This is a genomic window from Commensalibacter melissae (genome assembly GCF_003691365.1).
Lineage (GTDB): Bacteria > Pseudomonadota > Alphaproteobacteria > Acetobacterales > Acetobacteraceae > Commensalibacter > Commensalibacter melissae.
In genome coordinates this window covers 530,411-545,532 of the sequence record NZ_CP033087.1, presented here as the reverse complement: position 1 = coordinate 545,532, position 15,122 = coordinate 530,411, and the positions used below count along the sequence as shown (strand labels likewise).

Here is a 15,122-nt window from a genome sequence, read left to right as displayed (position 1 = left end):
AAATGACAAATATTCCCAAACAAAACCAAAAAAAACGCAATTTATCACAAACTTCAAAAGAACAGAATTCTCGACATCCTGACAGGCGCACCTTTACAATGAGTCAAATTGGCGGTACTGTTCATAGCCTTACGAAACAGGCTTTTCGCCAAAAATCCCTTGCCCACAGCCAGATCAGCATTAATTGGGTCGATATTATCGGCCCTATATACGGCAATAGAACATCTCCACGTCATCTAGCCAACGGGACGTTAACAATTGCATGTTCTAATACAACAGCAACCGAACTTCAATATTTTTCTGAACGTCTTATTGAAAAAATCAATCTTTATTTTGGCCAGAAAATTGTGGCTCGTTTAAAATTTGTTTACCAACGACACAACACTTACCCTTTGACAAAATCTATAAATCATTCATCTTTGGTGGAACCTGTAGAAATTCCGATACTACCGCCTGGTCCCCTGCAAAACGCACTGTCACGATTGGGGGGGCACATACAAATAAAAAAGAAAGGAAAAAATTGATCCATGTATAACCATCATCAAAAAATTATTGAAAAAGCAAAGGTTAAATCCCCACCTTATTGTGCTGTATGTTATCCATGCGAAGCAACCGCTATCGAATCAGGACTTGAAGCCTTTAAACTTGGTTTACTCACCCCAATTTTTGTTGGTCCCAAAAAACAAATTAAGCTTATCGCCGAACAATATAGATTGGATCTGAAAAACCATCAAATTATTGAGGCATCTTCAGAATTTGAGGCCGCCACACATAGTGTAAAATTAATTCGCGAGCAAAAAGCGCATTTATTGATGAAAGGCAGTCTGCATACGGACATTCTCTTGAAAGCTGTAATCAATAAAGAAACCGGTTTAAGAACAGGTAAACGCATTACCCATGTTTTCCTAATGGATGGTCCCAATTGGCATACCCCTTACATGATTACAGATGCCGCCATTAATATTGCCCCGGATCTTGTCACTAAAATGCATATTATTCAAAATGCCATAGATCTGCATCATGCTTTAGGATATGGCGTTCCCAAGGTTGCAATTCTTTCAGCCGTAGAAATGGTAAATCCAGATATTAGTTCTACTCTTGAAGCCGCAGCCTTGTGCAAAATGGCAGATCGAAAACAAATTGTTAATGGTATTCTTGATGGACCTCTTGCATTAGATAATGCCATCAGCCCTGAGGCAGCGGCAATGAAAGGTCTTGATACACCCGTAACTGGAAAGGCCCAAATTCTGGTTGTTCCCAATCTAGAGGCAGGAAACATTTTTTTCAAATCTCTATCATTCATTGGACAGGCAGACAGTGCTGGAATAGTACTAGGTGCGAAGGCCCCAATCATTTTAACCAGTCGTGCCAGCAGTTTGGATAGTCGTCTTGTTTCCTGTGCTATGGCAAAATTATCCTATCATCATAGTTTAACTCATTAATCAAAATTCCTAAGGCAGTTTTATCACTGCCTTCTAATATGATCCCTAATTCAAGATATATCTTAAGTATAGAAAATTTAGGCAGAAGATCCTTACTGATCAATCCGGTATTATGTATTCATTTGCATGTCAAATAATAATGATAATAAAACATTTATCAGTCGGACAAATCAACAATCATTTTCCGGAACAATTAATATAGTACAAGCGATAAAAACTTACAGCAAGATTTCTCAACACAAAACCGCCTAAAAATTTTTATGAAAATCTTAAAAAAATATACTTACAAAATAAAGATTAACAATAAACCCTGAAATAAAATGTAATACCGAATTTTTTTGGTTATTTCTACCTTAATAATTCATAAATTTATTAGGATTTTTCAATAGGAACAAGAAAACAAATATGCTTGTTCCAAAGTGCCAATACCAATATCAAGACATTTCCCTTTTGGCTGGATAATAATTTTCTTACCATTTTTTTCCCAGAAATTTGTAACATTGATCATTGTCTTCTACACAAAGAGCCTTTATTTTCTGAAGTGCAATAATGTGAAGTTGTCTGCCTCTGGTTTAAAATCATTTTTATGCAAAATTATTTTAAACACTATATGATTTTTTAAATTATACTATTACGGATTTTAACCGTAATAGTATATGAATTTTAAACTCTATACCAAATTTAATGATTATACGAATTTCATAAAATTATCATCTATCTGGATTTAGCAGGTGATCCCCATTTGTTTCTTTCAAATTTGGTATTTTTCAACATCCATATTAGAAATAATATTGAACCAATAATGGGAACAAAACTTATTAGAAGCCACCAACCCGAATGATTTATATCATGCATACGTCGAACGGTTACTGCGAATGAGGGAATTATAAAAACAATGACTAGTAATGAACTTGTAATATTTGTCAATATGCTCATTGTATAGTCATCAAGATTTCCAACCATAAAACCAACAACCAGAAGTACAAAAACATTAATAAAAATAGTTAATAAAAACAAAATCAACATATAAAACCAATATTCTTTTCTTCTTGCCCTTCCAGAAAAATTAAAAAGATTTCTTAAGCATTTCCAGAACCATTGAAACATATTATAAGTTGACTCTGTTTGATATAATTCATGCATGTTTGGATCGAATTGATCACTATTTTGTTCATGACTTGAACCATTCTGACTATCAAGAGCAAAGAAAACTGATTTAGCTTGTCCTAAGGCATCAACCTCAAAATCTAGACGCTCCCCTTTGGTTGGAATACGATTTTCCTTCCATTCATTTCCAGAAAATTGGTAACGTTGACCATTATCTCCAACAATATAGCCTTTATTATCTTGCACTATATAATTTAGTAATTGACCCTGCATAATAATCTTTCTAAAATTTCGAACTTAAATAAATTTTATTATAATTTTGATATTATTTGACTTCCATGTTACTTTCAATATATTTAAAAAATTATTAAGGTTATTACCATTTATCAATAAGCTGTAAATGATGAAATTTGTACAGGATGCTTGATAACCTTTTTATTCCACAAAAAATCAAGAAATTGTTGATATTTTGCTTTATCATAGATAACTGGATCTGTCGGTAATAAATTTAGGGTCACATTCCAAGCGGTTTTATTTAAGGGCGTATTCAATTCAGGATGATCTTTAATTGTCTTGTTAAACACTTCTAGAGAATGGCTTTTCAAATATACATTCCCCTCTTTTAAGGCCTGCATGAAACGGATAATTCGTGAATCTTTTACAAGTTCAGGACGAGTTACAAAAATCATTTCATCATAAATTGGAACACCATAATCTTCTGGATTATAAATATTGAATTGATAATGCTTCTGTTCAAGATCAATCACTTCATAGTTCCGTGATGCACCGATAACTGCGTCAACTGCCCCAGTCATTAATGCCTGTTCTAGCTGAAAATTAACGTTGATGATCTGTACATCGGATAACTGAACGTTTGTCTTTTCCAACATTGTTTTCAAAATCGTATGATCATCCCCGGCAACGGAAACACCGATTTTTTTTCCTTTTAAATCCTGTAAGTTCTTGATATTCCGCGAGGTAATCAATGTATTTAAGGGCTGATTTAAAAGAGATCCAATTCGTATTAACGGAATATGATGGTCAATCATCATACCCAATTGAATAGGATAGGAAATCGCAATATCTGCCTGTCCCGCAGCAACCAATCTTGGTGGTGTACCAGGATCAGCGGGTGAGATCATCTCAACCTGGAGATTGTAACGTTTGAAAGCTCCACTATATTGAGCAGCCAGCAAAGATTCATGACTTGCATTGAGAAACCAGTCCAAAATTACGGTGACTTTATCCTCTGCCTTTACCTGGGAAATGGAACACAAAATCGCAAAAAAGATAAATATTCTTGAAATTCTCATCATCATCCTGACTTTCATAAAGCGGACGTTAGCGTTAACATTGTGGCAAATCCTCCACCAATGTTATAATAAGGTGATGAACCCTTGATTACAGTCCCATTTTTTCCAACCGCATTATGAGCATTCGATGTTGGAGTACCTATTCCTGACAGATGTTTTTGATCAGTTATATTTATAAAATTAAGCCTGATTTCTGGATATTTTGCAAAAGAAATAGAATCAAAACGGTATCCAAGTGCAAGATTGCCAGTTGCATAAGAACCCATTGCTTCATCATTCATGAAGGTGGCATATTGCTTGCCTACCATTTTCATATTTCCATTGGCAAAAAAATGTCCATCATCATAGGTTAGCCCTACTGCAAACTGCCAGGATGGACTTCTTACCGCTTTTTTTCCCCTGGTAGGCAAATAATCTTCACGTGTTTTAAAATCATTATCCATGGTTGCATTTAAATACTCCCCTGATATATAGGGACTAAAATGATGCCAGGGTTTCAATCCTAATTCAGCATCTATTCCACGTGAGGTCTGTCCACCCGCATTAATTGAAGATCCTATCCAGGCATTGTTTTGTCGTAAAACTGTTTTGATCATGCGATTGGTATAATTATAGTTAAAAAATGTAACGGAACCAACCAATCGTGGACCATTATAGCGATAGCCAATCTCTTCCTCGATAGAATATTCTGTTTTCAAATGATTTGTCCCCTTCTTTGTCAATGTTCCAGAATTTGGATCATAGGTATCAAACAACGTTGATTGATGGGGAACAGAAAAATTTGTACTTGCGCTGACAAAAAGCTGGTGTTCTTTTGTAAATTGATAAACCATGCCAATTCTGGGCAATGGTTTGGCAACATTGTTACCGGTACGATATTGAGGTCCTGGAATACGATTATATCCAGCCTGTGATAGCATAACTTGCTTAAATCCCACATCAATATGCAGTTTGTTATGAAGAAAATTCATGCGATCCCCGATAAATACCGCATTTACTTGCGTAATTATACTTGTATCTCTTGCATAAAGTGGTTGACCGTCTGGTAAACGGATCGTCTTGCCTTTCCCCCCCCACAAGTCCCATGGTTTGCCATTTTCTGAAACTGGCGTAAAAGGTTCATTTATCAAGTTATCTGAATAATCATACCAATATCCCAAGTATAAATGATGATGTTTTAATCTTAAATGTAATTCTGGAGTAAAACCTGAACGATAAGTTCGCTGGAACCAATCTCCCATAACCATTCCCTGACCGTCAACAGCCCCTGGAATGGAAATGCTCCCTTCCACAGGAAGCGTACCCTGCCATAATCCATGATCGGAAAGCATAGCTCCATATGGCGTATTTCCATAACCATATTGAAAATAAGGAGTTACTGTAAATTGCAATTTATCTGTCAGCGTGAATTGTCCAGGAGTTGCAAGATAAATTTGCTGAAAGGTTTGCTGATATAATTTCCAGTAATTACTATTGTCTATTCCATTATGATACCATGTGCCTGAATAATTATTACCGTTTTTTATCCCGTTCATTTTCCATTCATGCTTAGTGGGCGTATAATAGCTGCTCATCAAAGAACGGTTCCAGTTACCAAGCAATGAAACCCGATTGTCACTCCCCCATTCTTTGGTAAATTTAAAATCAACATGTTGACGATGGTCATATCCGGCTCCACGCCAATTGTCCCCATCCGTATAAGAATAGGAAATAAAACCCTTAATACCCGTTTTGCCAATTTTTCCAATATCCATACGGGCAAAAATCTTACCCGTATGATAAGAACCATATGAAAACTGGGTCATTCCACCCATATGATCAGATGGTTCACGAAACTTGATGTTGACAATGCCACCGGCTGCATTAAAAACAGGACTGTCAAGATCGGGGCTTCCCTGACTTAAACCTACCGACTCAAGATTTTCCATATCAACAAACTGATTCAAATAGCCACCGCCATCGGACACATCATTTAAGGGCATTCCCTCTAGAACATATCCTATAGAATCAGAAGTCATTCCCCTTACCGTCATGTCCGTTTGCGTGGCAAGTCCGAAAGGGTCCGATCCCGACACATTTGCACCTGGCAATAGACTTATAAGATTATAAACATTGGACGTGGGTGCCTGTTTATGAATAAAATCCGAAGAAACGGTACTAAGGGATCGAACGGAATCTTCTGGTCTAATCAATCCCCCTCCAGCTTGTTTACCAATATATCCATTGGCAGAAGGATAACCACGAAAAGTTCCCTTGACTATAATCTGCTCACCAGGATCAGACTGCATTTCCTGTCGCGTTATCGAATGAGTTTCTGGTTGAGATTGAGTGATATGAATATCTTTTGCCTGAATAGAGGGAAGTCTCCCCAAAATAGGGATTAACAGTAAAAGATAACGTACAAAAGCAAATAAAATTGATCGCATTAAGTTCCTCCCTTCGCTGGCATGACCCAGATCAGGTTCTACGGGTTTATTCTCAGCCCCTAACGGACACCCCGGTGATTTATAACAAAATGATTTTTATCAATTTTTTAATTAATTACAAGTTTTTTATATGACACTATCCTCTTTTAGCAGGAAAGGATGAGTTACATCCAGAAAAGCCTTGTTTTTATCTAAGGAATCAGCAATGACAGTCAAACAAGATACGGCGGCAATAATCTCCATACGAAGGGCGAGATTTTTTTCACTTTTTTCACGCTCTCTCAATCTTTTTACAACCGCATGACAAACCGCGACTGTCCGACCATATTTACCGCTATATTTGGAGATACGTCTTAAAACAATTCTCAATAAAATCTTTATATCTTCAGTCACAACATCATGATCGATCATGGAGTGCAAACGAAGTATATTCAATCCGATCATCATCACTGCCACAGTACCCTGGCTATATGCATGAATCAATTTTGTATTGGACTCACCACTCAACTGTCGAACCATATTAACCAACAAAGCGGCTGTTTGAAAAAGCCATATCCGGGGACTTCTTTTATAAAAAGATACAGAAGCGAGTGCATGCATTTTTTTCAATAGCATTTGCCGTAAATGCAAACGGGTTTTAAGAGGACTATAAGGATATATTATCCGGAAAGAAGCAATCGCGAAAAATATCCCCATTAGCAAAGCTAGGGAATTATTGAAAAATGTTGATTCATTCAACCTGACCTGGTTATCCAGCTGCAACATATAGGGTAAATATGCGGCATAGGAAGCGGATACAGGAAGCGTTTTCAAATTGGCAATTCCCAATCCACCCAACATTGTAGGAATAAAAAGTGCCATACAAAGAGATTCGAAATTTCCCAACGGTGGAATGAGATAAAGCGTCAAAATACTTCCTGCCAATAATGCCCAAAATGTACCTTTAAACCATCCAAAAGTAACTTGTGCAGGATTTTCAAACAAACAGAAACGTGCACATCCCATTCCAGTCAGGGAGACCATGGTTCCCCCCATATTCCAGCCTGTCATATACCACATCAAACTGGCAGATATCATTGCGACAAAAGTTCGCAAACCATTTTTCCAAGCCAGATCAAAATTTAAAGGTGCAGAAACATGAAACTTAAAATGATCATTTTTAATAGGATGACTGCTTTTATGATATTCCTCTAAAGTAACTTCTATCTCACCCAGTAATTCACTTAACTTACGAAAAAGAATACGGTCGTTAAAAACAATTTCCCTCTGTTTTGCCCCCTTATCGGGAGTTTCAGTATCAATTTTCTTGTAAAAACTATCTGTAATATGCTGTCGACATTCCCATCTCAGTTTATTCAAATAAGATTGGTCCAAATTAAAATCATGATCATTTTCAATGGAATCTAAAATTCTTTTTAAACATTCCTGAACATTGGGAATGATACTAGCAAAATCAGCTGTTACATTCTTGAAATGCTGCATTCGTATGGATAGACCCATACTTCGCGCCAAAACAGCTGTCACTGAAAATAAAGCCGCATGTGCATGATCCCCTGTATGATCATTACCATTCATTTCAATCTGCCTGAATTCAATTGAATTATCAAAACTTATAACCGAAGTCAGCAATTCCTGTGAATGCAAAACCATCTTTTCATCTTTTGACAGCATATTGACAACAGACTGAATCGTTTCACAGATTGCAAATTTAAGATTATTGTTTAATTGGGTTCGAGCATTTTTATCGATATTAACATCAAAAAAACGACCCACGAAACTATCACACCAAACCCCGAGAAGAATATAAGTGGTTCTGGCCATTGCCATCATAAATGTTCCATGTGGATCGTTTATGGAACTAAAGGCAATTATCGCACAGGTATAACCTGATAAAACCATGGCATACGCCTTGAAACTCTGCATGCATGTTCCACACCAAACACAAAGGGCAACAAACGAAGAAACTGTAATGTTAAATAACCATGGCTGTTGAGGAAAAACCGCAACAAAAACAACAGCGGCAATAGCTCCAAAAACGGTTCCAACACCACGCCAATATGCCTTTGATATCGTTTCCCCACGTGATGTGTTCCTTGCACAAACCCAAACTGTCATGGGAGCCCATTTTGGACTATCCAATTCCAGCCACAAAGCGATTGCCAATGCCAAAAAAGAAGCAATGGTAGTTCTAAGGGCAAAAATAAATGCTGACCAGCCTGGGGCATAAATCCAACGGTAATTTTCTAAGAAATTTTTTCTGGACCATGAATATTTTTTATACCACGGCACATTGGCGGATCCGATCACCTACTCACAAAAACCTTTTTATTTTTTAATCACATAAATATGATGACAGTTTCCAAACTATTCTTTTTTTTGAAAAATGAAAAGGGATTACTGGCAATTTGATAATGTTCAATAGCTACAACCGTAAGAAAGATCCGTTTTTATCCAAGGCATATGAAATAATTATTAGGGAAGAAATAGCGGCACTGATTTCTATACGGATTGCCAGATTTTTTTCATGACTTTCCCTTTCCCGAAACCGAGAAATGGCACGATGGGCAATCACAACAGTTCTTGCATGTGGACCATATTTGGCATGACGGCCATCAAATTTCGCAATACGTCTTAAAACAACTTTTAGAATATTTTTAATATCTTCCGTCATGATGTCATGGGCAGCCATCGCTCTCAACCGAATGATATTGACACCAATCAATGTCACGGCCATCGTTCCATGACGATAGGTTTGCACCAGTGTCGTATTTCGGTCCTCATCAAGCTGACGCATTAACACGACAAAAGCTTCAATTACATAACTAATCCACTCTCTAGGTAATGGAACAACAATAGCATTCGCCAAATGATGCATACCATGTAGCAATTTCTGTCTTAACTGAAACCTCAATTTACGAGGTTGGTAAGGAAAAACCAACCGATATGCGGTAAAGGCGAATAATCCACTCATGAAAATAGCCATTGAATCATTAAAAAAGGTTACTTCATCCATTCTACCAACATTAGTAAATCCAATCATATAACAGAAAAAAAACATGCATGCCGAAGCGATCGCAGCATATTTTGGCACCGCCATTGCTAATCCCCCGATCATGAACGGAATCAAAAGCACAAAATAGAGAACCTCTATATTCGTAATAATAGGCAAGAAAAGAAAATTATAAATAAATCCACCAAATATAGCCCAACACGCCCCCTTGAACCAACCCTTACAGGCAAGCGAAGCATTCTCAAATATACAGAACCGTGCACATCCCATACATAAAAATGCAAGAAAAAGCGGACCGTAGCTCCAACCAGTAATTTCCCAGGCAATACAACCAAATGTTATTGCCACAAAAGCCCTGATCGCATTTCTCCAAGCCCTTTTGAAATCATAACTATTTTTGACAATAAAACGAAAGTGGTCTTTCAAGGTCATATCTCGACTTTTAGCAAATTCTTTCAGAGTAACTTCTAATTCTGCCAAAATTTCACGTAAACCTTGATATAATATACGATCATTTAAAGTTTTTTCTGCATATTCATCATCCGAAATTTTTTTTTCTTTTAATACACGGTAAAAACTATCAGCAATACGTTGTCGGCATTCCCATCTTAGTGAATTCAAAGCTTTTAAAGATGCATCAATGGAAACACCCGACTTAAGATGATTTAGCAGTTCCTGCAAATAGATTTGTGTAAGGGGTAAAATACTTGAAAATTGTAAATTTTTCCCTTCTGTCTGTTTCATTAAAATGGATAAACCCGAAGCTTTGATAATCAAACTCAAAACTGAAGATAATACAGCCCTGGCATGATCCCCTGTATGACCTGTACCCTGCATCTCCTTTTCACGAAACTCAATATTATTATTTAATGAAATAACGGATGCCAAAAATTGATCTGATCGTTGAACCGCCCAATCATCTCCATTCATCATATTAATAATGGATTTAACAGCCTCTTCAATTGACAATTGTAAATCCTCTGTCAATTTTCTATGGGCCTGATGATGCAAATTGAGATCAAATAGGCGAGCGGTAAAATTTTCTGCGAGTATACCCAAAATAAAATAACTTCCCCGTGCCATTGCGAGCATGAAAACATTATTTAAATTATCAACGGCACCATATAAAACAATGGCACAACTATATCCTGCCATCACCATACCCAGAGCCCTGAAATTTCTTGTGCAACTGCCAATCCAGCAACAAAATGACACCCAAATGGCAACTGAAATTTCAAAAATAAAAGGCTGTTGTGGAAAACAGCCCGCAATAACCAATGCCATGATAATACCAATGACATTTCCGGTAATGATCCAATAAGCTTTGGAAAGGATTTCCCCACGGGATGAATTCTGGGCTACAATCCATACGGCCATAATTGCCCAACGCGGACTATCCAATTCCATCCATAAAGCAATGACCAATACAATATAAGAGGCAATGATGGTTCTAAGCGCAAATATCAAGGCTGTTTTTTGTGGGGCAAATAACCAGCTAAATGACGGTAATGTAAAATCGCTAAGACGCATCTGAATGCCTGATCTTCAATATACAGCTTTAGAAAAGGGATATATCAGAGATCAGAACAAATAGCATCAATTAAATATTCATAAACGCCATGATAACATTTACTTGACTTTGTTATAATAGTAAAAAAACATCATGATTTAACTTTAAAAATATTCCCTCACCGATTAAAATTATAAATTCTCAAATTTTTATCAGAATAAACACTGGTTAAATCTGTATAAGGCATATAGCTCCAAACCGGATCATAACGTGTAACAATTATTGCATTACACTGAAACTGTTTAATCAAGGCCAGATCCTTATCATTGGCCTTACCGTTATAAAACTGTCTGATCGCATGATCCATCAATTCAACCTTGTCACCCCAGTTAGGCCCAAAAGTTTTGACATAGCTAATATTTTGAAAACAAAATTTTCTGTTAACCATTACAGGTGGCAATAGATTGCCCCCCCATGGTTCAAAAGTCTCGTTTTGATGAATATTAATTAGTAATCTGTCCTGTTTATGGGTTTGGTGAGTTATTTTGTTTAATTCTTTTAAACTTGGTCTGGGTCTATAATAATCCGCACCGAATATCAACATTTTACTGAAATTTAATGGTTCAATAATACCAATTAGAGCAATGAATATAAAAATTGCTTTTTTGAAACTGGAACAATATTCATTGACATAAAAAGTGACAATCGTTGTTCCTGTCAAAACAAATAATAAAATTGCACGCCAACCCAAATCGTCATTATATATACTACTGTGAATGAATAAAGAAACAAAAATTGACGCTAAACAGATAAATAATATTACCCTAAAAGATGGATCAATCTTTATTCTTTTTAATAAAATCTCAAATATCAAACAATATAATCCAATTATTATTACCGGAAACCATAAAATCATTGCCCCAGTAAAAAAGAAAATAAAATCTATAAACTGTTTATAAACTGATGAATTATATATAAATATACGTATTGGAAAACCGGATTCCCTTACAGGGACGGTAATGACATTATACATAATCGGTAAAATGATTATAAAAGATCCAAGAACCAGCCATAACCAGTTAATTAACACATTTTTTTTATTTTTTTTCCCAACTATTTGTTCAACAAAAATCATTAATGATACTACCGCAAACGTAAGCCCCCCAACCCATACCGAAAAGCTGAATCCGGCACCAACCAAAATAATAATTGAAAATAAAATTATTTTATTATTTAAATTTTTTACGCCAATTAAAAATAAGGCCAAAACTGAACATGATGCAGCCAAAAGATGTTGTGGCACCCAAGCGGCTTGAACAATCCATGATTCTAGGGGATGAACATTTGATAGAATTTTAAAAAGTTTATAACCAGTCAATAAATCGACAAAAGAAACAATCGAACCAGAAAATAAAAAAAAACAGAATAAGTATTGGCCTTTTTTTTTATTAATAGATTTCGAAAATAATTTACTTAATAAATAGAAACAAGTAAATATAGAAATAAATGCAGAAATAAAAGCAAGAATAATATCGGCATTTAAACCTGAACAATGGAAAAATACAACAATATTTGCTGACAATAAATAAAAAAGATAATAATAATGAAACAATTCCCCTGCAGATGGATCAATACAGAAAGGATTTATTATAGGAAAGCCATCCCTAACAATTGAATTAACCAAGGCTATTTTAATATGGTCAAATAAGGGTGTAGAAATCCCAACATCAGATCCATTTATTTTGATAAAAACACCTGATACTGCTATAAATGACAAAATCAGAGGTAAAATAATAATCGGTTTGTCAGAAAAACCTTTTTTATAACACTCAATACTCGGTTTATTGATCCAAAACGTCAGACCCAGAGGAAATAAAAATATTATAGCGGCCTGAAATGTTCCAATATTAAATAAATTATTGATCCATAATGCAGTTATTCCCAAAATAGCGATACCCAAAGGGAAAGATAATTCAAAAGATCCATATTTATTTACTTTTCTGGCAAATGGATATCCGACAACATAACTGTAAAACAGTAAAATTACGGTAATAATCATTAAAAATAAAAGATTGGAAACAATAAACATAAATTATACCATTCAAATAATTTTATTTATTCTATTCAATAATTAAAATTATTAATCATAACAGGGGCACATTAATTATCACTGTATGATAAATTGAAAAATGTAAGATTTTTTTCCAATGCATAATGTATTGGTATTAAACATGCAATTGCCGTACCGATTTCAAGTCTTTGTGCAAGGTTCTTTTCATGACTTTCCCTGTACTGTAAACGTCGAATAGCACTTTTAATGATCAAGACAGTCCTTACATGATGTCCTCCTTTAAAATGACTTATTCTTCTAATAACAACACGCAATTGATTTTTGACATCCTCAGGTAAAATGTCATGAATGATCATTTTTCTCATTTCAATAATATTAATCCCGATAACCATTACCGCCAATGCACCTTGATTATACCGTCTAATCAATGTTAGCTCCTTAGCGGGGTCAAACTGCCTCATCAATGAAACAAACCAGTCCGTCGTTACCGCAAGCCATTTTCTTGCCGGAGGAATGGTCAATAATACTGGCAGGGTATGAATATCTTTTATCATTCTTTGACGAATTGATTTTCGCACCTGAATTGGTGAATATGGTGCGATATATCGGAATGAAAAAATAGCAATCGCTGCCACTGCCACAGTGGCAAAAGCCGTATTGAAAAAAGTCAGTTCGTTCATTTTATCCTGATTATCAACAACCAGCATCAATGATAAAAAGATTGTGAAACTCATCCCTATACCACGGGTTGGCAAATTATAAATCGCCAATCCCCCGATAAAAGCTGGAATGAAAAAAGCGATACAGAGCAACTCAATCGTATTTGCTGACGCAATTAAAGTAACATTCATAATACCACTGACAATCATGGCCAAAACTGTGCCTTTTAGAAAATCCAATGAAAATTTATAACTATTTTCAAAAAGGCATAGGCGGCCACAAATCATACAGGAAAATCCGAGAGCATTTGTAAAATTAGGCCAGGCAGTAACTTCCCAAATCAGACAACACAAAATCACCACCAAAAAAACACGCAATCCATTCGACCAGGCCAATCTGAAATTAAGAAGTGGAGGCATTCTAAATGTAAAACGGTCATGCAGGGGAGGATTGTGAACCATTCTGTATTCCCTTAAAACCACTTCCAACTCGCCCAATAATTCACTTAAAGCCCGATATAAAATTCTTTGATGTAGAAAAGACTTTTTTTCAATAGATTCACGATCTGAACAGTTTAAAGCCGTATCATGAAAAATATGATTGGCAATAATCTGTCGACATTCCCAACGAAGATCGGCAAGCTTTTGCATATGCGCTCTAAAATCCATATTCTTATTTATAAATTGAATCAGAGATTGAACATAAGTATGAACTTGCGAAAAAATACTATGGAAGTCATTTCCTGCCTCTTTGAATTCCCGCATGTAAAGCACTAGATTCATCAATCTAGTCAAAACAATGACTACAGAAAACAAAGTGGCATGAACATGGTCAATCATATGATCATTACCAGTCATTTCAGCTTTTCTGAATTCTAGGGTATTTCTTGTTGCAGCAATAGCAGAAAAGGTTTCCCTTACCCGATAGACAGCCTGATAATCACCATTAAAAACATCCTTGATAACATTAAGGGCTCCTGTTATGGCCATTAACATATTCTTCTCAATATTAGATCGAGCCTGTTTCTCCTGGTTATAAGCAAAAATACGTTCAACTAAATCCTGACACAATACAGCTAAAATGATATAAGTACCCCTGGACATTGCCAGCATAAACACATTTTCAGGATCAGAACTTGCTGTAAAAGCGATAATTGTACAGGTATATCCTGCCAATACAACGCTATAGGAACTGGAGCTACGGATTAGGCTTGCAAAAAAACAGCAGCCCCCTATCCAGCAAGCCAGACATATTTCAAATAAAAATGGTTGTTGAGGGAATGCGGCAACAATCAAAACCGAAACAACAACTCCGACTATGGTTCCCACAATACGCCATTTCGATTTGGTTATCGTCTCTCCCCGAGAGGTTTGAGAAATAATCCATACCGTCATAACAGCCCATTTGGGGCTGTCCATTTCCATCCATAAGGAAATTGCCAAAGCAAGAAAAGAAGCAATGATTGTTCGCAATGAGAAAAAAATGGCTTCTTTTTTAGGAGCGTATAACCATTTAAAAGATTGTATATTTGGTAAAAAAACGTTGAATTTAAACCAATTCAACTTTAAACGAACATTCTCCAT

At 35.9% G+C, this 15,122-nt stretch carries 9 protein-coding genes and 1 riboswitch; of the genes, 2 read left to right on the top strand and 7 right to left on the bottom strand.

Features of this window, described 5'->3' with window-relative positions:
• The first annotated feature begins 2 nt into the window (after window positions 1–2).
• Both D9V35_RS02565 and D9V35_RS02560 read left to right on the top strand, forming a co-directional pair.
• Window positions 3–524, top strand: coding sequence for a DUF721 domain-containing protein (locus D9V35_RS02565; protein ID WP_122123246.1), 522 nt, complete (start codon window positions 3–5; stop codon window positions 522–524).
• A gap of 3 nt (window positions 525–527) precedes the next feature.
• Window positions 528–1,442, top strand: coding sequence for a bifunctional enoyl-CoA hydratase/phosphate acetyltransferase (locus D9V35_RS02560; RefSeq protein ID WP_122123245.1), 915 nt, complete (start codon window positions 528–530; stop codon window positions 1,440–1,442).
• 714 nt (window positions 1,443–2,156) lie between these two features.
• Here D9V35_RS02560 and D9V35_RS02555 read toward each other — a convergent pair.
• The 7 genes from D9V35_RS02555 to D9V35_RS02525 form a co-directional block, all read right to left on the bottom strand.
• A complete protein-coding gene (locus tag D9V35_RS02555) occupies window positions 2,157–2,822 on the bottom strand; it encodes a DUF805 domain-containing protein (protein WP_122123244.1) in 666 nt (221 codons plus the stop codon).
• Window positions 2,823–2,935: 113 nt separating this feature from the next.
• Window positions 2,936–3,862, bottom strand: a complete 927-nt coding sequence (locus tag D9V35_RS02550; protein WP_240993394.1) for an ABC transporter substrate-binding protein — start codon at window positions 3,860–3,862, stop codon at window positions 2,936–2,938.
• 14 nt (window positions 3,863–3,876) lie between these two features.
• On the bottom strand, window positions 3,877–6,288 hold the full coding sequence (locus D9V35_RS02545; protein ID WP_122123243.1) for a TonB-dependent receptor: 2,412 nt from the start codon (window positions 6,286–6,288) through the stop codon (window positions 3,877–3,879).
• A riboswitch (TPP riboswitch) is annotated at window positions 6,280–6,372 on the bottom strand. Its footprint overlaps the gene before it by 9 nt.
• A gap of 42 nt (window positions 6,373–6,414) precedes the next feature.
• Window positions 6,415–8,595 (bottom strand): FUSC family protein, encoded by a 2,181-nt coding sequence (locus D9V35_RS02540; protein WP_122123242.1) that lies wholly within the window; start codon window positions 8,593–8,595, stop codon window positions 6,415–6,417.
• Between the two features lie 115 nt (window positions 8,596–8,710).
• Window positions 8,711–10,828 carry an FUSC family protein gene (locus D9V35_RS02535; RefSeq protein ID WP_122123240.1) on the bottom strand — a complete coding sequence of 706 codons (2,118 nt, stop codon included), beginning with the start codon at window positions 10,826–10,828 and terminating at the stop codon, window positions 8,711–8,713.
• Window positions 10,829–10,986: 158 nt separating this feature from the next.
• Entirely contained in the window at window positions 10,987–12,897 is a 1,911-nt protein-coding gene (locus tag D9V35_RS02530) for a hypothetical protein (protein WP_122123238.1), read from the bottom strand.
• A 71-nt stretch (window positions 12,898–12,968) separates the two neighbouring features.
• Window positions 12,969–15,122 (bottom strand): FUSC family protein, encoded by a 2,154-nt coding sequence (locus tag D9V35_RS02525; protein ID WP_122123236.1) that lies wholly within the window; start codon window positions 15,120–15,122, stop codon window positions 12,969–12,971.

Coding starts and splice junctions, on each gene's coding strand:
- D9V35_RS02550 (WP_240993394.1), bottom strand. CDS start 3,862: ATGAGAATTTCAAGAATATTTATCTTTTTTGCGATTTTGTGTTCCATT.
- D9V35_RS02560 (WP_122123245.1), top strand. CDS start 528: ATGTATAACCATCATCAAAAAATTATTGAAAAAGCAAAGGTTAAATCC.
- D9V35_RS02545 (WP_122123243.1), bottom strand. CDS start 6,288: ATGCGATCAATTTTATTTGCTTTTGTACGTTATCTTTTACTGTTAATC.
- D9V35_RS02555 (WP_122123244.1), bottom strand. CDS start 2,822: ATGCAGGGTCAATTACTAAATTATATAGTGCAAGATAATAAAGGCTAT.
- D9V35_RS02525 (WP_122123236.1), bottom strand. CDS start 15,122: ATGGAGAATGTTCGTTTAAAGTTGAATTGGTTTAAATTCAACGTTTTT.
- D9V35_RS02565 (WP_122123246.1), top strand. CDS start 3: ATGACAAATATTCCCAAACAAAACCAAAAAAAACGCAATTTATCACAA.
- D9V35_RS02535 (WP_122123240.1), bottom strand. CDS start 10,828: ATGCGTCTTAGCGATTTTACATTACCGTCATTTAGCTGGTTATTTGCC.
- D9V35_RS02530 (WP_122123238.1), bottom strand. CDS start 12,897: ATGTTTATTGTTTCCAATCTTTTATTTTTAATGATTATTACCGTAATT.